Origin of the sequence: Bradyrhizobium prioriisuperbiae (genome assembly GCF_032397745.1) — a bacterium.
Classification (GTDB): domain Bacteria; phylum Pseudomonadota; class Alphaproteobacteria; order Rhizobiales; family Xanthobacteraceae; genus Bradyrhizobium_A; species Bradyrhizobium_A prioriisuperbiae.
On record NZ_CP135921.1, the window covers coordinates 6,800,555 to 6,820,650 of the forward strand.

Below are 20,096 nucleotides of genomic sequence, written 5' to 3' on the forward strand. Positions count from 1 at the left end.
GATGGCAGTGGTCATGCATTGTTTGCATCGATTCATCCGGGCGGCGGCTGATCCTCGCTCACGATGCGTTGCCACAACGCGCGGATCATGTCCTTCATCTGCAGCGCTTCCTGCCATCGGTCCGACAGCTCGGTTCCGTCAGGGCCGGTGATGGCATAGGGCGGCGGTCCGAGTTCGCACAGGAAGGTGAGCACGGCATCCGGGCCGGCGCGCTTGCGCCAGGAGCGGATGGCGTACTCCCACCACCCCATGAACAGCTCCACCCAGCCCTGGTGCTGCGGAAACGACAGTGAGACCTGGATCTGCTCGCGGCTGGCGACGCGGCCGTGCAGGCCCCAGGCATTGTCCAAAATGCGATGGATCAGGCCGTGGTTGGTGTCATCGACCGGCCAGGCGAACTCGCGCCCGACCAGATAGTGCGAGATGTCGGCGGTCAGCCGCAGATCGGGAAAACAATCGAGCAGTTGCAGGGTGAAGAACAGATCCGTCGTCATCCGGTCGCGATGAGTTTCGATGTGCACCGGAATGTCGGCCTGATCGGCCAACCGCCGCCAACCTTCGAGAAAGGGAATGCAATCATGCAGCCGGAGCGGGCGCACGTCCGGCTGCAGGTTGACATGATCCGCGCCAAGGCGCGCGACAAGGTCCAGCACCGGCTTCAGATCGTCCACGGTCTTTGGATAACATTGAGCCTGCCAGATCAGGCCGTGATCGCGCAGCACATGCGTGGCCTCGGTAGCGAAGGCCGGATCGATGAAACGGACACCGGCGCCATCGAAGCCGGCGTCGCGGATCATCGTCAGTTGAGTCCGGAGCGGCCACTCCGCCTCATTGGCGAGCCGCCGCTCCATCGCCCAGAGTGACTGCAGGACACGGAGCTGCTGCACCACTTGAGCTTGCCCTAGGTCTGTTCCGCCAGCACCACTGGTCGGCCGACCTTGGCAGTTGTGGTGTTGTCGACGGTAATGCTCTCCTCGTAGGTCTCGGGGCCCCACCACACCGCAAGCGCCGTGATCGCCGAGAGAACAATGATGTAGCAGGCGACCGGCCACCACGATCCGCTCGCCCATGCCACCAGGCTGGTGGCGAGGAACGGGGCGGGGCCGCCGGCCAGCAGCGAGCCCAGTTCGCGCGCAAACGCGAAGCCGGCAAAGCGCCGCTGTGGCGGAAACAGTTCAGCGAAATAGGCGGCTTGTGGTCCGAACATGCCGGCAGTGACCACCGCGCGTGCCAGGATGAAGGCCAGCGCGATCCAGATCCATTCCTTGGTGCCGACCATCCAGAAGAACGGAAACGCAAGCGCAATCCCGGACAGCGCACCGAACATGTACACCGGACGTCGTCCGATACGATCGGACAGCGCGGCGAAGCCGAGGATGGCGAACAGTTCGATGACGAACGCCAGCATCAATGCGCTGAGCGCTTCCGATTTCGGCACCCCCAATGTCACGGTGATATAACTGAGTCCGAACACCGGAAACAGATAACCCAGGCCATTTTCCGCCATGCGCGCACCCAGCACGACGAGGAAGTTGCGCGGATGCTTGCGCAGCGCCGCCATCGCGGGATTGCGCTCGATCTTGCCACGCTCCACCACCGCCTGGGTGAAGACCGGCGTCTCGCTCAGCTTGAGACGAACATAGATGCCGACCAGAATCAGCAGGAAACTCGCCAGGAACGGAATCCGCCAGCCCCAGGACATCAGGTCCTCCCGCGGCAGCATGGTGACCAGCGCGAACGCACCGGCGGCAAGCAGGTTGCCGATGGAGACGCCGAGCGGCGCAAAGCCGCCCCAGAAACCGCGATGATTGGGCGGCGCATTCTCGACCAGGTAAATGACGGCGCCGCCATATTCAGCGCCGGCGCCGAGACCCTGCACCACACGCAGCGCCACCAGCATCAGCGGCGCCCAGTAGCCGACGGTGGCATAAGTCGGCAGCAGACCGATTGCGGTGGTGCCAACCCCGATCAGCAGCAGCGTCGCCACCAGCACCGGCTTGCGACCATAACGATCGCCCATGATGCCGAACAGGATGCCGCCGAGCGGCCGCACCACGAAGCCGACCCCGAATGTGAGGAAAGCGAGCAGGGTGCCGACCAGCGGATCACTTTTTGGAAAAAACAACTCCCCGAACACCAGCGCCGCCGCGGTGCCGTAGAGAAAGAAGTCATACCATTCGAGTGCGGAGCCGACGCAGGCAGCTGCGATGACTTGCACGGGCGCACGGCCGACGCCGGCCTTGTTCGATGCAGGCATTTGTCTCCCCATTTTTTATATGTTGATTATTTGCCGGCACCCGCGTGACGCGGATGCCGGATCGTCAAGTCGTTTCGTCAGGCCGCTCGGCCGAAATAGGATTTCTTGGCCGCGGACTGCGTTTCGTAGATCGATCCCTGGCGCGCCGGTGGCGGCAGCGGCATGCGCACCGGCACCGCCGTCATGCGCGGCACCGTGACCGGATCTCCGGTCAAAAGCCGGCTGTTGAACTCGTCGAAATCCTTCACCCCGGCCAGCGGCCAGGCATCGCTCGCCGCGACCTCGTACAGCAGCAGGTTGCGCGGACGGTCCGACGTATTCAGCGCCGAGCCGTGCAGGGCGCGGACATGGTGGAACGACATGCTGCCGGCCTTGCCCATGCAGGGGATGGCGCGGCCGATTTCGTCCTTGACCACGTCAGGATCGATCAGGCCGGCAAAGCGGCCATCCTCGCCATGGTGGTTCCAGACCTCACCGGTGTGGGTGCAGGGGGTGACCAGCATCGGGCCGTTGATCAGGTCGGTATCGTCGAGCAGCACGCCGATGGCGAGAATGTCGTCGTTGGTGTGCGGGTAGAACGCCCAGTCCTGGTGCCATTCCACCGGCGAGCCGAAGTGCGCCGACTTCATGTTCAGCTTGGAGCCGTGCAGGCGCAGGCCGGGACCAATCAGCTTGGTCAGGATGTCGATCACGGGCGCACTGCGCACGATGTCGTCGAACAGCTTGTGGACCTTGTGCGGCGCCTTGATCCGGCGCACCCGCGGGCTCTCAGCGGTGTGGCCCGGCTCCAGGTCGTAGACGTCGGTATGCACGGTGGTGCTGGACGAGGCGGCGACGAGTTCAGCCACCACCTTGCGCACCTCGGCCAGGGTCTCGGGGCCGAGCACTTCCGGCACCACAATCAGGCCATCGCGCTGGTAGGCGCGTACGTCATCCTCAGACAGCATCCTGCAGTCCTCCTTTTTAGGGCCCGACCTTGGGTTGCGGCGGGCTTGGTCAGATATTCTTCAGTTTTGCCAATGATAGCGCTATCATTAACGATGATAACGCTGTCATTTGTGGATTTGCAAGACTTTCGTGGTCGGGTTGGGCAAATCAGCTAGATTGCCGGCATGACATCCGACTTGGAACCAGCTCCAGAATCCGGCCTCCACGACGCTTTTTCCGAGGGAGCACCGACGCTTGCCGAGGTGGCCGAGCGCGCCGGCGTGTCCATGATCACGGTCAGCCGGGTGGTGCGCCTGCCGCATCTGGTGGCGCCGCAGACCCAGGCCCGGGTGCAAGCCGCGATGCGGGAGCTCGGCTACATCCCGAATCTGGTGGCGGGGTCACTGGCCAGTGCCAAGACCAGTTCGGTCGGCGTGCTGGTGCCGACCATCGCCAACTCGATCTTTTCCGACACGGTGCAGGGGCTGTCCGACCGGCTGGAGCCGCTCGGCTATGCGGTGATCCTGGCGCAATCGCGCTACGACGCGGCACGTGAGGACCGCATGCTGACAGAGCTGCTTGCGCGGCGCACTGACGCCATCATGATGGTGGGATCGCCGGCGACAGCTGATGGCGCGTTGCTGCTACGGCGCGCGCGCATTCCCGTGGTCGAAATGTGGGATCTGCCGACCGATCCGATCGACGCGGTCGCAGGCTTCGACAATCATGCCGCCGGCGTAACGGTGGCGCGGCATATGGCGGAGCAGGGGCGTACCTCGCTCGCCTTCATCGGCGGCACCGATCCGCGCGCTGCACGACGCTGGGCCGGCTTCCTGGAAGGCGCCCTGGCAGCCAATCTCGCGCCGCCCAAAAAACTAACCCTGGACCGCACCGCCGCCAACGCAGCCGCAGATGTCCTCGATCAATTACCGGGAGTCGATGGCGTGTTCGCCGCCAACGATGCGCACGCCATCGGCTTTCTCGCCGCGCTGCGGCGCGCCGGACTGTTGCGCAACGGACCCGCGTCCGCGCAGCCTGTCGCTGTGGTCGGTCTCGGCGATCTCGACATGGGCCAACTGATCGAGCCGCGTCTCAGCACCATCCGCATTCATGGCGCGGCCATCGGCAAGGCTGCGGCGGGGCTGATGCTCGACCGCAGCGGGCCGCGGCGGATCGATCTCGGCTTCGAGCTGGTGTTGCGCGAAAGCGGCTGAGCGACCTCTGCCATCCGGGCGCACCCTCCACCCATTTTCACGGATGTGCAAATGCATCTGTGGATGTGTTTGCGGTGGCTTTTCCCGGCTTGCTCTCGCACAGTTGGCAACAACTCGCGCAATAGCGGTGAGCATCTCCGGGTTCAGAACTCTCGGTCGACCCCCGTCGGCTCAACAACAACAAACATGGGAGCGGCTTATGGCCCAGAGGCGAAACCTGCCCTTGGATGGCGTCACGGTCATCGATCTCGGGCAAATCTATCAGGGCCCCTATGCCACCTTTCTGACGGCCAGGGCCGGCGCCGACGTCATCAAGATCGAGCCTTTATCCGGCGAGCCGATCCGGCAGCGCGGCACGGTGAGCCAAGGTGCCGCAATTCCGTTTGCGATGCTGAACGCGAACAAGCGGGACGTGAGCTTGAATCTCAAAAGCGAACGCGGCCGGGACATTCTCAAGCAACTGGTGGCGAACGCCGACGTGCTGCTGGAGAACTATGCTCCCGGTGTGATGGACAAGCTCGGCGTCGGCTGGTCGGTGCTGAGTGCGATCAACCCCCGCCTGATTTATGCATCCGGATCCGGCTACGGCCTGTCGGGACCCGATCGGGACAACCTCGCCATGGACATCACCGTGCAGGCCGCGTCCGGCATGATGAGCGTCACCGGATTTCCCGACGGTCCGCCGGTCAAGGCGGGGCCGGCGGTGGTCGATTTTCTCGGCGGCATTCATCTCTATGCCGGCATCATGACGGCGCTCTATGAGCGCACCTTCACCGGCAGGGGACGGCTTGTCGAAGTTGCGATGCAGGAGACAGTGTATCCCGCACTCGCATCGAATCTCGCCTTCGTCTACGACCATGACATGGCGCCGCCGCGCACCGGCAATCGCCACGGCGGTCTCGCGGCTGCGCCGTACAATGTCTATCCGACCTCGGACGGGCATATCGCGATCATCGGCATCAACGAAACCCACTGGACCAACCTGCTTGCGGCGATGGATCGCCGCGATCTGGCTGGCGACGCACGCTTTTCGACCCGCACAGCGCGGGTCCAGTTCATGGAAGATACCGACCAGCTGATTGCGGACTGGACATGCCGGCACAGCAAGGCCGATGCATTCCGGATTCTGAGCCAGCACAAGGTGCCGTCCGCGCCGGTGCGCGATCTCATCGAGGTGACCAACGACGCGCATATGCATGAACGCGGCATGCTCGAATGGATCGATCATCCGGAGTTTGGCCGCATTGTCGTTCCGAACTCCCCGTTGCGGCTGCACGGCGCCGACCAGGTCGCGCGGACGGCGTCGCCGCGCCTGGGCCAGCACAATCATGAAATCCTGGGGCAGATGCTGAATTTGACCGCAGCGGAAATCGCACAGCTTGAAGCCGAAGGCGCCATCGGAGCGCCGGAATTGCCGGCACTGGCGGATAGACCGGGTTGAACGTCGGCGATCGAAAGCCCTAACGTCGGTCGTGCAGAGCGCGTGGAAACCGGAGACTCCGTTGTCGGCCCAGAACAGCGTCATCAAGACAGCCCGACGCATCTTCGAGGTGCTGGAATATTTTGACGAGGTGCAGCAGCCGATCAGCCTGAAGGACCTGTCGCTTCATCTCGCCTATCCCGTCTCCAGCGCGTCCGCACTGCTCAAGAGCATGGTCGTGATGGGGTACCTCGATTACGACAGTTACTCACGCACCTATATGCCGACGATGCGGATCGCCACGCTGGGAAACTGGGTGCAAGGCGCGTTGTTCGGGGAAGGCCGCATTCTCGCTTTGATGAAACGCATGAGCGAGACGACCGGCGAAACCATCGCCGTCGGCACGCAGAGCGATCTGTTTGCCCAGTACATCCATATCATTCCGTCGCAGCATGCCATCGGCTATCAAATCAAACCGGGCACGGTTCGGCCGCTGGCGCGATCGGGCCTCGGCCAGTTGCTGCTCAGTGCGCGCTCCGACGACACCATCGACAAGCTGTTGCGGCGGATCAATATCGAGGAGATGCCGGACCAGCGCACGCTACTGCCCGATCTGATGATCCGCATTCGTGACATCAGGCAACGAGGCTATGTATTTTCCAAGCACAACGTGTCGCCGGGGGCAGGGATGATCGCGATGCTGTTGCCGGTTCGCCGCCATGGCCGCGTTTTGGCGATCGGCGTCGGCGGTCCGGTCGATCGGCTGGAACAGAAGGAAGATCAGATCTTGCGCGGGCTGCGCGAGGGCATCGCAACATTTGCTGATACCGAAACGTGATTTTTTTCGATTTTCACGGATGTGGAAGTTTGTTTCAGCTGCATAAAATTCTGGAGTGGCGCGGCGGCGAGGTTGCATAATCGGACTGCACGAGACCAGGAACGGCCCGCAGAGAACGGCCTGAGACAAGGATGAGACGATGAGCGGAACGCGCCTCGGAAAAGACATCGCCGACATGACGGGGGACGAGGAGACCGCGATGGTCCGCAACACCGTCGCCGCCTTTGTCGATCGCGAGCTGATTCCGCTCGAACCGCATTTTCTCCGCGCGAGGGCATCCGGCGACGATCATGCAGGTTTGCCCCACGAGCAGATCGGCCGGCTGCGCAAGGTATCGAAGGACCTCGGACTTTGGGGCCTCGATGCGCCCGCGGACCTGGGAGGCCATGATCTGCCGGCGATCACGATGGCCGCTGTGAACGAAGAGCTGGGACGTAGCTGCATTCCGTTCATCCTGCCGCCGGATTCACCGAATTTGCGAATGCTGCAGGCGATCGGAACCGATGCGCAAAAGGAGCGATATCTGCGGCCTTACATCGAGGGCCGGATGACATCGGCGATCGCCATCTCCGAACCCGGCGCCGGCGGTGATCCCGCGTCGATGAAGACCCGCGCCGTGCTGGACGGCTCCCAGTGGGTCATCAACGGCCGCAAGATCTGGATCAGTGCGGCGAAGACAGCCGATTTCCTCATTGTCATGGCGCGTGTCGGTGACGGCGGGAGTCACAACGGCATCACGTCGTTCATCGTCGAAAAGGGAACACCGGGCTTTATCATCGAGCGCGAGATTCCCATGGTCGGCGGCTGGACCACCTATGAGATCGTGTTCGACGACTGCCGGATTCCGGCGGATGCGGTTCTCGGCCAAGTGGGGCAGGGCTATGCCCCCATGCAGCTGCGGCTGCGGACCCGCCGGCTGGAAATGGGGGCAACCGCGATCGGCATGACCCGGCGGGCGCGCGACATGCTGTGTCAACACGCAACCCAGCGCGAGACCTTCGGGGTGAAGCTGGCCGATCGCCAGGCCATTCAATGGTGGGTGGCGGATATCAGCATTCGCCTGCACGCCTGCACATTGATGGTTCAGGACGCCGCGCGGAAGGTCGATCGTGGCGAGGACGTGCGGCACGAAGCATCCATGATCAAGGTATTTGCGACCGAGATGGCCTACGAGGCGCTCGACCATGCGATGCAGACGCTGGGCGCGCTGGGTATGACCCAGGAATTGCCGTTGAACACCATGTGGCAGAAGGCCCGGCTGATGCGGATGTACGAGGGCCCAAGCGAGGTCCACCGCCAGTCGATTGCGCGGCGCGTTCTGGGTCTGCGGAACTGACGCGGCCGACAGGCAAGGACAGGCAGGAAACGGCCCGGCAGCCGATAGCCGCCGAGCCGCTCGCTCAGCCGAGACGCAGCGGAAGTTGCCGTGGTCCGCGTACTGTACCTTCTGACCAGGTGACCTCGCCCGCGGGATCGAGACTGAATTCGGGAATCCGCTTCAGCCACTCTTCCAGTGCGACCGTCATTTCCATGCGCGCGAGATTGGAGCCGACGCAGCGGTGAATGCCGAGGCCGAACGCGGCGTGACGGTTTTCTTTGCGGTCGATGATCACCTTGTCCGCATCGCTGAACATCGTGGGATCGCGGTTGGCGGCAGGGAACGACAGCAGCACCATGTTGCCGGGCTTGACCGGGCAACCACTGATCACGGTTTCCTTCATCACCTCGCGCGCCATGGTGACCGGCGAATAAGCGCGCAGGAACTCCTCGATCGCGAACGGCATCAGTTCGGGTTCGGCGACCAGCCGCTTGCGGTCGGCCGGCGTCTTGGCCAGATGCCAGATGGAGGAGCCGATGCCACTCCAGGTGGTGTCGATTCCGGCGATCAGCAGCAGCCGCAGCGATCCCAGCACATGCATGTCCGACAGCGGCTGGCCGTCGGGGCCTTTCGCCCGTATCAGGTCCATGATCAGGTCTTCGCGCGGGTGGCTGCGGCGCTCGGCAATATGCGCAGAGAAATAGTCGTTCATTTCGTGCGCAGCCTTCATCAGGATCGCATCGTCATGAACGCCAAGTTCGAGAATCTCATGAATCCATCTGACGAACAGATGGCCGTCCGCTTCCGGAATCCCCAGCATGTGGGCGATGGCGCGCACCGGAATATGCTTGGAATACTGTGCCGCTGCATCGCAGGCCCCGTCTGCGATGAAGTCGTCGATCAGCTCGTTGCAGATCTCGCGCACCCGCGGCTCGAGTTTCTTCATCGCGTCCGGCGTGAACGGCGGCAGCAGCAATTGCTTGGCCGGTTTGTGATGCGGCGGATCCGACGTGATCGGCGGCGACGGCATGGTAATCTCAGGCCGTGCATTGCGCACCACCACGCGGCGTGACGAGAAATGCTCGGTATCGTAGGCGATCTGCTTCACCGCCTCGTAGGTGGTCGGCAGGTACACGCCGAGGAAACGATCGGTGTGCACCACCGGACACGTGGTGCGCAGTTCATCCCAGATCGGGAAGGGGTTGTCCGTCCATTGCTGATCGGTGTGGTCGAAATCGTTCACCCAGTCGGTCACCGGCGGATTGTGGCTCATCGCGATATTCCTTTGGGCCAAGATTCTTGGGGTATGGTCCTGTCGATCAAACGTGCGGGCGCGGACTTGCGGACGCGCCTGCCGATCAGTCCTCGGTGATGTCGATGGCAAGTTCGGGACAGTTGGATTTGGCGAGGTACGCCTTGTCGACGAGATCGTCGGGCACCGTGCCGTCGCCGGCTTCACGGGCATTGCCGTATTCGTCGAGATCGAACAGCTCGGGCGCCAGCGATTTGCAGCGGCTGTGGCCCTGACATTTGCTGGGATCGACATGCAGTCGGACTTTTCCCTGCATCGGTTTTCTCCCTGAAAATCCGCCCGTGCACGGCAGAGGCCGGCTGCGGGTCGGCGAGGGCTTAACCGCGTGGCAACGCGGCAGCATCCTTCTGTTGCTGAATTATAGGCACGGCTATAATATACCGGTCAATATAAATTTCCGGTGAGGCATCCGTGACCGAAGGTCTTCATGTCGCAGGCTGGCCGCTGATTGCGGACCTGCCGGGCATCCGTCCCACCCGCCAGCGGCGCAGCCAGGAAACCACCGTGGCGCTGCTCGAGGCGGGGGCGGCGATGCTGCGCGATTGCGCCTTCGACGAGTTGTCGATCGACGACCTCTGCGCCCGGGTCGGTGTCACCATCGGCGCGTTCTACGGCCGGTTCGAGAGCAAAGACGCCTTCTTCAGCGCACTGGTGTCGCTCGCCACCACCGGCTGCCTCGCCGCAATCGATGTCGCGATCGCTAACGACGACCGGACCAACGCCAGCCTGAAGACCGTGTGTCACGACATGGTGGCCGTCATCACCGAGGCCATCCGCGCCAATGACGGCGTGCTGCGGGCAGCGATGCAGTACAAGGCCGTGCAGCCGGCACGCTGGATGACGGTAAGCGAAACCGGCGGACGCATCGTCGAGTGCGCCACGCCGCTGCTGCTGGCGCAGATGGGCTCCGGACGACGTGCCGCCAAGCAAAGAACCGTCGGGTTCGCGTTCCAGATGGTGTTCGGGACACTGATCAATGCGGTGCTCAACAAGCCGAAGCTGATCGCTCTGGATGAGCAGGAAATGATCGATCGTCTCGCACTGGCGATGTTCCTGCAACTCGATCATGAGGCGTCGCAGACCGTACGGCCACGCAAAGCGGCTGTCCATCCATCGTCGCGAGCCCGATAACGCGCACCTCCCAACAGCCATGTCGCTTTGCGGCAGGCCTTTGCCTTGTGTGAAGAGCCGGTCTGCTGGACAATCCGCGGAACGAACGTTACGCGAGAGGGAAGGGCACAGCTTTGGCTGACATGGTCACCATCGAGAAGGGGCTCGGCATCGACGGCCGCGTGGCCGTGGTGCGTTTCGATCGCGGCGACGGCCTCAATGCCTTGTCACCGGAAGCGCTGCGGCAACTGACCGATGCGGCGCGCAGTTTCGAGGATGATGCGCAAACATCCGTCGTCGTCCTTTCTGGCGGCCCCAAGGCTTTCAGCGCCGGCTTCGATCTGAAGGACGCCGAGGGACGTTCGCGGGCCACTATGGATCTTGGCGCATTGCGCCGGCACCTGAAGCTCGGCCCGCGGCTGACGCGCGCCTGGCAGGACATGGAACAGATCACCATCGGCACCATCGAGGGCTTTTGTGTCGGCGGCGGCGTGGCGCTGGCTGTCGCGCTCGATTTCCGCATCATGAGCCGCGACGCCCACATCCGGGTGCCGGAAATTGGTCTCGGCATGAACATGAGCTGGCAAAGCGTGCCGCGCATGTTGGCGCTGATGGGACCGGCCCGCACCAAACAAGCGGTCATCCTGGCGGACGACCGGATCAGTGCTGCGGAGGCCCGTGAATGGCGCCTGGTGGAGCAGGTGGTGGATGCTGGTGCGACGCTCGATGCGGCCATGGTGCTGGCCAACAAGATTGCCGCCCAACCGCCGATGTCCGTTGCCATGACCAAGCTCACCGTCAATCGGCTGGCGCATGCGCTGGATGATCTGGCTGGCCATATGGACCTCGATCAGTTCGCGCTGGCGAGCCTGAGCGAAGACCACAAGGAAGGCGTCGCGGCCTTCCTCGAGCGTCGCAAGCCGCGTTTCAAGGGGCGCTGATCCGACGGCCTCTCGCCGCGCGACGCGTCATCATCTCCTTGATAATATGAACCCTTTCGCCCCGTCCGGCCCTGGGTCACGCATTGGCTTGACATCAAGTCATCACTTGTATGATGACTATACCTCTACACTTGGGGAGGAACGTCAAATGACAAAAATAGCCTTGCTCGGCGCCGGCGGAAAAATGGGGGTCCGTCTGGCGACGAACATCGTGCGCTCGAACTACGAGCTGATCCCGGTGGAGGTCAGCGACGAGGGCCGTCAACGACTGCACGACGCCCTGGGCCTCACATGCTCATCGCTCGACACCGCACTGGCTGCAGCCGACGTCGTCATTCTCGCCATTCCGGATCGCTCGATCGGCAAGGTGGCACACGAGATCATCAACAAGGTGAAGTCCGGCACCGCGATCATCATGCTCGATGCCGCTGCGCCCCATGCCGGCGAATTGCCCGAGCGGGCCGATATCAGTTACTTCGTCACCCATCCCTGCCATCCGCCCGTGTTCAACGACGAGACGACGCCGGATGCGAAAGCCGATTTTTTCGGCGGCACCAGTGCAAAGCAGCACATCGTCTGCGCCCTGATGCAAGGACCGGACGAGCATTATACGTTGTGCGAGGCGATCGCGCGAGTGTTCTACGGACCGGTGATGCGCTCGCACCGTTGCACCGTCGAACACATCGCGATCATGGAGCCGGCGCTGTCGGAGACGGTTGCGATTACGCTGTGCCTCGCCATCAAGGAAGCGACCGACGAGGCGGTGCGGCGCGGCGTGCCGGAGCAGGCGGCCACCGATTTCGTGCTGGGACACATCGCGATCGGACTCTCCATTGCGTTCGGAGTCAATCCCGGTGGCAAATTCTCCGACGGAGCGCTGCACGCCATCGCGCTGGCAAAGCCGGAAATCTTCCGTGATGGTTGGCTGGAGCGGATCTTCAATCCGGCGGCGGTCAAGCAATCGGTGATCGACATCTGCAATCCGAAAGCCGCCTGAGCCCACACCCATGGCGCAGCACGAGCCGATCCATCGCCGCAAGCTCTACCAGGAGGTCCTGGAACGGCTGATCGCGCGCATCACCGCCGGCGAGTTTGGTCCGGACGATCAGCTTCCGTCGGAACGCGAACTGATGGACTCTTATGGAGTCGGCCGGCCGGCAGTGCGCGAGGCGCTACAGCAGCTCGAGCGATCGGGCATCGTTACCATCACCCACGGCGAGCGCGCGCGGGTGGTGGTGCCGACCCCCGCGACCCTGGTCGCGCAGATCGCAAGCGGAACGCGTCATCTCCTGAGCATTCAGCCGGACTCCCTGAACCACTTGAAGGAGGCCCGCCTGTTCCTGGAAATCGGGATGGCGCAGTTGGCTGCCGCCAATGCGGATGCAACTGCGCTTGCGCAACTGCAAGCGCTGGTCGAAGCGCAGCGTCGCGCCATCGACCAACCCGAGGAGTTCCTCCGCTGCGACATGGCTTTCCATCGCCAGATCGCGGCCATGAGCGGCAATCCGATCTATCCCGCCATCGTGGAAGGCATGTTCGGCTGGCTCGCCGAATATTATCGTTCGCTGGTCCGGGCGCCGGGGGCCGAGCAGTTGACGCTGGCCGAGCACGACAGGATCGTGGCAGCGGTCGCATCGCACGATCCGGCGAAAGCGGCGCAGGCGATGAGCGAGCATCTCACCCGCGCCAACGCGCTGTATCGGCATCTGACGCGTCATGACGAAAACAATGAACGCGCCGGGAAGGATCTTGAATGACGGAGCTCGCACGCATCGAAGCCGATTACCTGATCGAGACGCCGCTCGATCCGCAGGCCACGGCGGAGGCCATGGCGGGGGAGCAGTCCAGCGGCACCTTCGTGGCGGTGCCGGGCGAGACACCGGAGCTGAAGGCGAGGGCCGCTGCGCGGGTGGAAAGCATCCGGCCGCTGGCGACGCTGGCGCAGCCCTCGCTGCCGGTGGCCCGCGCCACCGCGGCCGGGCCGTGGCGGCAGGCGCATGTGACGCTGTCCTGGCCGCTGCACAATATCGGGCCGTCGCTGCCCAATCTGCTGTCGGCGGTCGCGGGCAATCTCTGGGAGTTGCGCCAGCTCACCGGATTGCGGCTGCTCGATATCCGCTTGCCGGCAGTGTTCGCTGAAACCTATGGAGGACCGAAATTCGGCGTATCGGGAACGCGACGGCTCGCCGGTGTCGAAGGCCGCCCGCTGGTCGGCACCATCGTCAAGCCGAGCATCGGCCTGAGCGCGACTGAGACCGCTGACCTCGTGGCGACGCTGTGCGCGGCCGACATCGATTTCATCAAGGATGACGAACTGCAATCGGACGGCGCTTACTGCCGGTTCGACGATCGCGTCGCCGCCGTGATGCGGGTGGTCAACGACCATGCCGATCGCTCCGGCAAGAAGGTGATGTTCGCGTTCAACCTGACCGGCGATCTCGATGAGATGCGGCAGCGTCACGATACGGTTTTGGCGCACGGCGGCACCTGCGTGATGGCGAGCCTCAATTCGGTCGGCCTGGTCGGTTTGATCGAACTCGCACGCCACACCCAATTGCCGATCCATGCCCACCGCAATGGCTGGGGAGTGCTCACGCGCCATCCGTCATTGGGATGGGACTATCAGGCCTGGCATAAGATCTGGCGCCTCGCAGGCGCCGACCACATGCATGTCAACGGCATCGACAACAAGTTCAGCGACAGCAACGAGACTGTGATCGCGGCCGCGAAAGCGTGCCTCACTCCGCTCGCGGCGGAGATGCCGTGCATCGCCATGCCTGTGTTCTCCTCCGGCCAGTCCGCGGCAACCGTCGCCAAGACGTACGCCGCACTCGGATCGGTCGACCTGATTTTCGCCGCCGGTGGTGGCATCCTGGCGCATCCCGACGGACCATCCGCCGGCGTCCGTGAGCTGCGCAGCGCCTGGGACCGCGCGATCGCGTCCGGGGCGAGGTGAGCCGCCCATGAGCCTTCCGGATGGCCCGCTGATCGCCTTCTATGGCGACGACTATACCGGCTCGTCGGCGGCCATGGAGGCCTTGGCGTTCGCCGGACTGCCGACCATTCTGTTTCTCGAGACGCCATCGCCCGAGCGTTTCGCCGCCGCAGCACAGTATCGCGCCGTCGGTATCGCGGGTGTCGCGCGCTCAAAAGGTCCGGAATGGATGGACGCAAACCTGCCGGCGGTGTTTCGCCGGCTTGCCGCTATCGGCGCACCAATCACTCACTACAAGGCTTGCTCGACGTTTGATTCTGCGCCGCATGTCGGATCGATCGGGCGCGCCATCGATCTCGCCGTTCCGCTGCTCGGCGGCGCATGGCATCCGATGGTGGTGGCGTCACCCGCAATGGGACGCTATCAGGCCTTCGGAAACCTGTTCGCCACCGTCCATGGCGTCGGGCATCGGCTGGACCGGCATCCGACCATGGCGCGCCATCCGGTGACGCCGATGGGCGAGGCGGATCTCGGCCGTCATCTCGCGCGGCAGACATCCAGGCCGATCGGCCTCGTCGATGTCGTCACCATGGAAACGGGGCGGGCCGACGCAGCGCTCGCCAGCGAGCGAAACCGAGGCGCCGAGATCATTTCGCTCGACGTTCTCAACCGGCAGACTCTGATTGAAGCCGGCCGCCTGATCTGGACTCATCGGGGCGAGCGTCTGTTCGCTGTCGGATCGCAGGGGATCGAGCAGGCGCTGGTCGCCTACTGGCAGTCCGCCGGACTGATCGCGCCCGCCAATCACGACACCACATTTGCTGCGGTCGATCGCATCGCCTGCGTGTCCGGCTCGTGCTCGCCGGTCACCGCCGAACAGATCGCCCATGCCGCGGGGCATGGCTTCGAGATCATCCGGCTCGACGCCGCGCACGCGGTCGATGCCGCGCAGTGGAACAGGGATGTCGAGCACGGCGCCGTGCGCGCACTGCAGGCGTTGTCGGCGGGGAGGGATCCGCTGCTGGTCACCGCCGAAGGTCCGGACGATCCGGCCATCGCCGGATTCCGCACGGCCATCGTTACCAGCGGCGTATCGCCGGACACGATCAACGATCGCATAGGCACAGGGCTCGGCCGCGCGCTCGACCGGATTTTGCAAACGGCGGGTTTGCAGCGCGTGGTGGTCGCCGGCGGCGACACCTCCGGTCACGCGGTCCGTGCCATGAACATCTTTGCCTTGACTGCGATCGCGCCACTCGCATCCGGCGCGCCGCTGTGCCGGGCGTCCGCGGACACGCCCCATGCCGCGGTCGAGATCGCTCTCAAAGGTGGTCAGGTCGGCGGTGCCGATCTGTTTTGCCTGGTGCGGGACGGCACCGCGGTCAAATTCTGACCAGCCATCGGCAGCGATTTGGGCTGGCCGAGCGGCATACACCTCGCTACACACCACGCGTGGCGTAAAACGGTGTGAGATCCAGATGCGCGTTCTTGTTTTCGGCGGCACCGGCTTTGTCGGCCTCAACATCGCCGACGCACTGCTGGCGCGCGGACATGCGGTTACGCTGTTCGATCGCGCCGGCCTCCCGCCCGCCGCAGCCGAGACGTTTGCAGAACGCCTGACGGTCGTGCAGGGGGACATCACCGATCAGCGTACGGTCGAGGATGTCATCGCGGCCGGCTGTGACGCGATCGTGCTCGGCGCCGCCATCACCGCAGGGCCGGAACGCGACGCGGCCGATCCCGAAACCATTCTTCAGGTCAATCTTTCGGCCCAGCTGCCGATCCTGACCGCGGCACGGCGCGCAGGCGTCAGGCGCATCATCAATCTTTCGTCAGCCGCCGCTTACGGCAACGCAGCCGTCAAGTACGCACAGCTCGACGAGGAGACTGCCTGCGATCCGGTCTCGCTGTATGCCATCACCAAATTTACATCCGAAAGGGTCGCAGCGCGTCTGGCCGAGCTCTGGCAGTTCGACATCATCAGCGTACGCCTGAGCGGCGTGTTCGGGCCCTGGGAGCGGGCGACCGGCGTGCGCGACACGCCAAGTGCGCAGGCGCAGATACTCGATGCGCTGCATCAGGGTCGCGCCGCCATCCTGCCGCGCCCCGGCGTCAAGGACTGGATCTATGCGCCTGATGTCGCCAACGCCGTGTCCCTGTTGACCGAAGCACAGCGACCGCAGCATCGGCTCTACAACATTTCGACCGGCCAGGAATGGTCGGCGCTTGAGTGGGGGCAGCATCTGGCCGCCTTGCATCCCGGCTTTGTCTGCCGGTTGGCTGAGCCTGGCGAAACAGCGACCATCGACCTGCACGGGCCCGTCGACCGCGCGCCGCTGTCGATCACACGCCTGGAACAGGAATTCGGCTGGCGCGCGCGTTTCGATTGCGCTGACTCCGCCACCGCGCTGAGCCAGTGGTGGACGCAATATCGGGAAGGGACATGACATGAGGCTGGACGGACGGACCGCGATCGTCACCGGCGCAGGCTCCGGCATCGGGCGCGCCAGTGCGCTGCTGTTCGCGCAGCACGGTGCTTTTGTCGCCCTGGTCGACCGTGACGCAACGGGTCTGGCAGAGACCACAGCGCTGATCGGCGGCATGAGTTCCGAACATCTCGGCGATGTCGGCGACGCCGGCTTCGCACAGGCCACCGTCGACGATGTCTTCACACAGCGCGGCGCCGTTGACGTGCTGATGACCACGGCCGGGTTTTCCTGCGGCGGCACGGTTCTGACCACCGATCCTGCCGACTGGGACGCGGTGTTCCGCGTCAACGTAGGCGGAACCTGGCTCTGGGCCCGCGCCGTGGTGCCGCACATGCAGCGGCAGGGGCGCGGCTCGATCATTACGCTGGCATCGCAGCTCGCCATCGCCGGCGGCAAGGGCAACAGCGCCTACATCGCCGCCAAGGGCGCCATCATCAGCCTGACCCGGACCATGGCGCTGGATTTCGCCACGGATGGTATCCGCGTCAACGCCATCGCGCCCGGCGCCATCGACACGCCGATGCTTCGGCGCAGTTTTGGACGCCATGCCGATCCCGAGCCGGTGCGGGAAGCCTCCCGCAATCGCCATGCCATGAAGCGGTTCGGCCAGGCAGAAGAAGTGGCCGAGGCCGCGTTGCATCTGGCCAGCGACGCCTCGTCGTTCACCACCGGCACCGTGATGGTGGTGGATGGCGGCTGGCTTGCCGGCTGAGCGCGGTTTTACGCCCCCGTGGCGCGCGTCGCCGTGGCGGCGTCCGGGAGCGGGGGCACCATGCCGCGCAGCGTATCCACGAACGCGCGCGCCGTGCGTGACAGCGGTTCGAAGCGCGGCGTCAGCAGATGAGCATGCACCCGTGTCTTTGACGACAGCGGCCGTGCGGTGATTTCGGGCCAGGGGTGCCCGCGCAGCACGAACTCGTCGACCACGGCAATGCCCGCGCCGGCCCTGACCATGGCGCAGGCCGCCGGCGCGAACCGCACGATGGTGCTGACCCGGACCGGCTCGGTCCCGGTCGCCAGAGCGCGCATCACGATATTGCCGTAGGGGGTTTGCGCGCCAAATCCGATCAGCGGGTAGGGCGTCAGGTCGGCCGGCCGGACCGTGCTCAACCGCGTCAGCGCATGATCCGGCGGCATGATCACCATCAGCCGTCCCTCCGCGAGGACCTCCGACACGATGGTCGGCTCGTCGACCGGCAGCACCGAGATGCCGAGATCGGCACGTGCGCCGGTGACCCTGGCGATGATCTCCAGCAGAGTCAGCGTCTCGAACTCCACCCGCAGGTCCGGGAAACGCTGGCGCAGCCTGGCGATGGCGTCGGGCACCATGGCATGTCCGACGCTCGGGCTGGCCACGATGCGCACGGAGCCGGTGCCGCGCTCGCGCAGCTCTTCGGCGAGGTCGTTGATGCGCAGGACGCCGCGGTGCACCTGGTCGACTTCGGCGAACAGCCGCCGCGCCTCCGGCGTCGGCTGCACCCGGCCGCGCACCCGCTCGAACAGCTGCAGCTTGAGCCTGTCTTCGGTATAGGCAAGCAGACGGCTGATCGCCGGCTGGGACACCGACAGCAGCCTTGCCGCGCCGCTGATCGAGCCTGTGATCATGATGGCGCGAAACACCTCAATCTGACGCAAATTCAGCTGCATAGATAGTTTTCTTCATGTGATTTAGCGGCTTGTGCAACGATTACCAGCCTCTGCAAAGGCATAACATGCCATTATAGGCAGTAGACATATAGATATATTTGGCTTTGAGCACCGGCTGCTAGTCTTGCCGGGATCGAGAGCCGTCAGGTGGGACAGAATGGGTGATCAAGATTTGAGTGATGTCGCTACAACTCTTCACGCCCGTTGCGTCGATCGGGACCAGCCGGCCGCATGAGCAGCGCCCTCATCGCCCTTGAAGCCCAGGTGCGCGCCGATCTTACCAAGACGGCGCATCCCGACGCCACCTGGCTCCAGGCCAGAACCGGGGTCGATGGCAAAGCGGCGCTGGACGTCCTCATCGTTGGCGCCGGCCAAGGGGGACTCGCCACGGCCTTCGGCCTGCTGCGGTCCCGTGTGACCAACATCCTTGTGCTCGACAAGGCCACGGAGGGACAGGAGGGGCCCTGGCTCAGCTACGCCCGCATGCCGACGCTGCGCAGTCCGAAATCCTACACCGGCCCCGATCTCGATACGCCGAGTCTCACCTATCAATCCTGGCACGAGGCTCGTTTCGGCCGGGATCACTGGCAGCAGCTCGACCTGATCCCGCGCGACCTCTGGGCCGAATACCTGCGCTGGTTCCGTCGTGTGCTGGAACTGCCGGTGCGCAACGGCTGCGAGGTCTCGGAGATCACACCCGCGGCGGACGGGCTGCTCGCCGTCACGCTGCAGAACGAAGGCCGCACTGAGACGCTTTACACACGCAAGGTGGTGCTGGCGACCGGGCAGGAAGGTTTGGGGGAGTGGACCATTCCCGAACCGCTGCGCCATCTGCCGTCATCGCTCTGCGTTCATCCGGCACAGCCGATCGATTTCGCGCGCCTGCGCGGCAAACAGGTCGCGGTGATCGGCGCCGGTGCCTCGGCGTTCGACAATGCGGCAACTGCACTGGAAGCCGGCGCAGCGGACGTGCATCTGTTCTGCCGCAGGGCCGACATCCAGGTGATCCAGCCCTATCGCTGGCTGACTTTTCGCGGCTTCCTGCGCCACTTCTGCGATCTCGACGATGCCTGGCGCTGGCGCTTCATGCGCGCCATTCTGGAAATGCGCGAAGGTTTTCCGCAGGCGACCTATGATCGTTGCGCGCGCCACGCCAATTTCCATCTGCACGAAGGCGCCCCGATCGAAGCCGCCCGCGAAACCAGCGATGGTGTCAAGTTGCAGACGCCGCATGGAACGTTCACGGCAGATTTCGTGATCTGCGGAACCGGCATCGACATGGACTTCGCCGGCCGGCCGGAGTTGCGCCATTGCGCCGGCAATATCGCGACCTGGGCCGATCGTTATCGGCCGCCGGAGGACGAGCGCAGTCCGCGCCTCGGCCGCTATCCTTATCTCGGCGACGACTATGCACTCATGGAGCGCAATACCGGCGCAACACCCTGGATCGGCGATATTCACATTTTCGCCATCGCCTCTACCATGAGCTTCGGTCCGTCCGGCTCGTCGATCAATGCAATGACCACGGCCGTGCCGAAACTCGTGCATGGCCTGACGCGTGGCCTGTTTCGCGCCGACATCGAAACGTATTGGACGTCGTTCAAGGACTATGACGTGCCGCAGGCGGTGGTTGCAAAGAGTGCGGCGAGGCGAGAGCCATGATCCGCGCGACGATGCGATCAGCACAT

General features: G+C 64.2%; 19 protein-coding genes. 13 read left to right on the top strand and 6 right to left on the bottom strand.

Annotated elements, in window-relative coordinates; all coding sequences use genetic code 11:
* Positions 1-32: 32 nt before the first annotated feature.
* From RS897_RS32095 to RS897_RS32105, 3 genes are all read right to left on the bottom strand, one after another.
* Positions 33-890 (bottom strand): sugar phosphate isomerase/epimerase family protein, encoded by an 858-nt coding sequence (locus RS897_RS32095; protein ID WP_315832695.1) that lies wholly within the window; start codon positions 888-890, stop codon positions 33-35.
* Positions 891-901: 11 nt separating this feature from the next.
* The gene (locus RS897_RS32100; protein ID WP_315832696.1) at positions 902-2,257 is read right to left on the bottom strand and encodes an MFS transporter; all 1,356 of its coding nucleotides are present in this window, start codon (positions 2,255-2,257) and stop codon (positions 902-904) included.
* 77 nt (positions 2,258-2,334) lie between these two features.
* Positions 2,335-3,204, bottom strand: a complete 870-nt coding sequence (locus RS897_RS32105; protein WP_315832697.1) for a phytanoyl-CoA dioxygenase family protein — start codon at positions 3,202-3,204, stop codon at positions 2,335-2,337.
* 165 nt (positions 3,205-3,369) lie between these two features.
* Between RS897_RS32105 and RS897_RS32110 the strand changes: the two genes are divergently transcribed.
* The 4 genes from RS897_RS32110 (at position 3,370) to RS897_RS32125 (ending at position 7,992) form a co-directional block, all read left to right on the top strand.
* Positions 3,370-4,398, top strand: a complete 1,029-nt coding sequence (locus tag RS897_RS32110; RefSeq protein WP_315832698.1) for a LacI family DNA-binding transcriptional regulator — start codon at positions 3,370-3,372, stop codon at positions 4,396-4,398.
* Between the two features lie 199 nt (positions 4,399-4,597).
* Positions 4,598-5,839 (top strand): CaiB/BaiF CoA transferase family protein, encoded by a 1,242-nt coding sequence (locus tag RS897_RS32115; protein ID WP_315832699.1) that lies wholly within the window; start codon positions 4,598-4,600, stop codon positions 5,837-5,839.
* 61 nt (positions 5,840-5,900) lie between these two features.
* Entirely contained in the window at positions 5,901-6,656 is a 756-nt protein-coding gene (locus RS897_RS32120; protein ID WP_315832700.1) for an IclR family transcriptional regulator, read from the top strand.
* Between the two features lie 139 nt (positions 6,657-6,795).
* Complete coding sequence (locus RS897_RS32125) at positions 6,796-7,992, top strand: acyl-CoA dehydrogenase family protein (protein ID WP_315832701.1); 1,197 nt, start codon at positions 6,796-6,798, stop codon at positions 7,990-7,992.
* 64 nt (positions 7,993-8,056) lie between these two features.
* Here RS897_RS32125 and RS897_RS32130 read toward each other — a convergent pair whose 3' ends face one another.
* Both RS897_RS32130 and RS897_RS32135 read right to left on the bottom strand, forming a co-directional pair.
* Positions 8,057-9,247, bottom strand: a complete 1,191-nt coding sequence (locus tag RS897_RS32130; protein ID WP_315832702.1) for a cytochrome P450 — start codon at positions 9,245-9,247, stop codon at positions 8,057-8,059.
* 85 nt (positions 9,248-9,332) lie between these two features.
* Positions 9,333-9,542 (bottom strand): ferredoxin, encoded by a 210-nt coding sequence (locus RS897_RS32135; protein WP_315832703.1) that lies wholly within the window; start codon positions 9,540-9,542, stop codon positions 9,333-9,335.
* Between the two features lie 155 nt (positions 9,543-9,697).
* On the opposite strand from RS897_RS32135, the gene RS897_RS32140 reads away from it, so the two are divergent.
* From RS897_RS32140 to RS897_RS32175, 8 genes are all read left to right on the top strand, one after another.
* On the top strand, positions 9,698-10,417 hold the full coding sequence (locus tag RS897_RS32140) for a TetR/AcrR family transcriptional regulator (RefSeq protein WP_315832704.1): 720 nt from the start codon (positions 9,698-9,700) through the stop codon (positions 10,415-10,417).
* A 113-nt stretch (positions 10,418-10,530) separates the two neighbouring features.
* A complete protein-coding gene (locus RS897_RS32145; RefSeq protein WP_315832705.1) occupies positions 10,531-11,337 on the top strand; it encodes an enoyl-CoA hydratase/isomerase family protein in 807 nt (268 codons plus the stop codon).
* Positions 11,338-11,485: 148 nt separating this feature from the next.
* Complete coding sequence (locus RS897_RS32150; protein WP_315832706.1) at positions 11,486-12,334, top strand: phosphogluconate dehydrogenase C-terminal domain-containing protein; 849 nt, start codon at positions 11,486-11,488, stop codon at positions 12,332-12,334.
* A 10-nt stretch (positions 12,335-12,344) separates the two neighbouring features.
* Positions 12,345-13,094, top strand: a complete 750-nt coding sequence (nanR, locus tag RS897_RS32155) for a transcriptional regulator NanR (RefSeq protein WP_315832707.1) — start codon at positions 12,345-12,347, stop codon at positions 13,092-13,094.
* Positions 13,091-14,293, top strand: coding sequence for a ribulose-bisphosphate carboxylase large subunit family protein (locus RS897_RS32160; protein ID WP_315832708.1), 1,203 nt, complete (start codon positions 13,091-13,093; stop codon positions 14,291-14,293). The genes nanR and RS897_RS32160 overlap by 4 nt, the downstream gene beginning before the upstream one ends.
* Before the next feature lie 7 nt (positions 14,294-14,300).
* Positions 14,301-15,665: a four-carbon acid sugar kinase family protein gene (locus tag RS897_RS32165; RefSeq protein ID WP_315832709.1), complete on the top strand. Its 1,365-nt coding sequence runs from the start codon at positions 14,301-14,303 to the stop codon at positions 15,663-15,665.
* Between the two features lie 85 nt (positions 15,666-15,750).
* The gene (locus RS897_RS32170) at positions 15,751-16,719 is read left to right on the top strand and encodes an NAD-dependent epimerase/dehydratase family protein (protein WP_315832710.1); all 969 of its coding nucleotides are present in this window, start codon (positions 15,751-15,753) and stop codon (positions 16,717-16,719) included.
* Between the two features lies 1 nt (position 16,720).
* Positions 16,721-17,473 carry an SDR family oxidoreductase gene (locus RS897_RS32175; protein WP_315832711.1) on the top strand — a complete coding sequence of 251 codons (753 nt, stop codon included), beginning with the start codon at positions 16,721-16,723 and terminating at the stop codon, positions 17,471-17,473.
* An 8-nt stretch (positions 17,474-17,481) separates the two neighbouring features.
* On the opposite strand, the gene RS897_RS32180 is transcribed toward RS897_RS32175, so the two are convergent.
* The gene (locus tag RS897_RS32180) at positions 17,482-18,408 is read right to left on the bottom strand and encodes a LysR family transcriptional regulator (protein ID WP_315832712.1); all 927 of its coding nucleotides are present in this window, start codon (positions 18,406-18,408) and stop codon (positions 17,482-17,484) included.
* A gap of 231 nt (positions 18,409-18,639) precedes the next feature.
* On the opposite strand from RS897_RS32180, the gene RS897_RS32185 reads away from it, so the two are divergent.
* Complete coding sequence (locus RS897_RS32185; protein WP_315832713.1) at positions 18,640-20,070, top strand: NAD(P)-binding domain-containing protein; 1,431 nt, start codon at positions 18,640-18,642, stop codon at positions 20,068-20,070.
* Positions 20,071-20,096 lie beyond the last annotated feature (26 nt).

Coding starts and splice junctions, on each gene's coding strand:
- RS897_RS32105 (WP_315832697.1), bottom strand. CDS start 3,204: ATGCTGTCTGAGGATGACGTACGCGCCTACCAGCGCGATGGCCTGATT.
- RS897_RS32175 (WP_315832711.1), top strand. CDS start 16,721: ATGAGGCTGGACGGACGGACCGCGATCGTCACCGGCGCAGGCTCCGGC.
- RS897_RS32130 (WP_315832702.1), bottom strand. CDS start 9,247: ATGAGCCACAATCCGCCGGTGACCGACTGGGTGAACGATTTCGACCAC.
- RS897_RS32170 (WP_315832710.1), top strand. CDS start 15,751: ATGCGCGTTCTTGTTTTCGGCGGCACCGGCTTTGTCGGCCTCAACATC.
- RS897_RS32160 (WP_315832708.1), top strand. CDS start 13,091: ATGACGGAGCTCGCACGCATCGAAGCCGATTACCTGATCGAGACGCCG.
- RS897_RS32115 (WP_315832699.1), top strand. CDS start 4,598: ATGGCCCAGAGGCGAAACCTGCCCTTGGATGGCGTCACGGTCATCGAT.
- nanR (WP_315832707.1), top strand. CDS start 12,345: ATGGCGCAGCACGAGCCGATCCATCGCCGCAAGCTCTACCAGGAGGTC.
- RS897_RS32150 (WP_315832706.1), top strand. CDS start 11,486: ATGACAAAAATAGCCTTGCTCGGCGCCGGCGGAAAAATGGGGGTCCGT.
- RS897_RS32100 (WP_315832696.1), bottom strand. CDS start 2,257: ATGCCTGCATCGAACAAGGCCGGCGTCGGCCGTGCGCCCGTGCAAGTC.
- RS897_RS32125 (WP_315832701.1), top strand. CDS start 6,796: ATGAGCGGAACGCGCCTCGGAAAAGACATCGCCGACATGACGGGGGAC.
- RS897_RS32110 (WP_315832698.1), top strand. CDS start 3,370: ATGACATCCGACTTGGAACCAGCTCCAGAATCCGGCCTCCACGACGCT.
- RS897_RS32180 (WP_315832712.1), bottom strand. CDS start 18,408: ATGCAGCTGAATTTGCGTCAGATTGAGGTGTTTCGCGCCATCATGATC.
- RS897_RS32165 (WP_315832709.1), top strand. CDS start 14,301: ATGAGCCTTCCGGATGGCCCGCTGATCGCCTTCTATGGCGACGACTAT.
- RS897_RS32185 (WP_315832713.1), top strand. CDS start 18,640: ATGAGCAGCGCCCTCATCGCCCTTGAAGCCCAGGTGCGCGCCGATCTT.
- RS897_RS32135 (WP_315832703.1), bottom strand. CDS start 9,542: ATGCAGGGAAAAGTCCGACTGCATGTCGATCCCAGCAAATGTCAGGGC.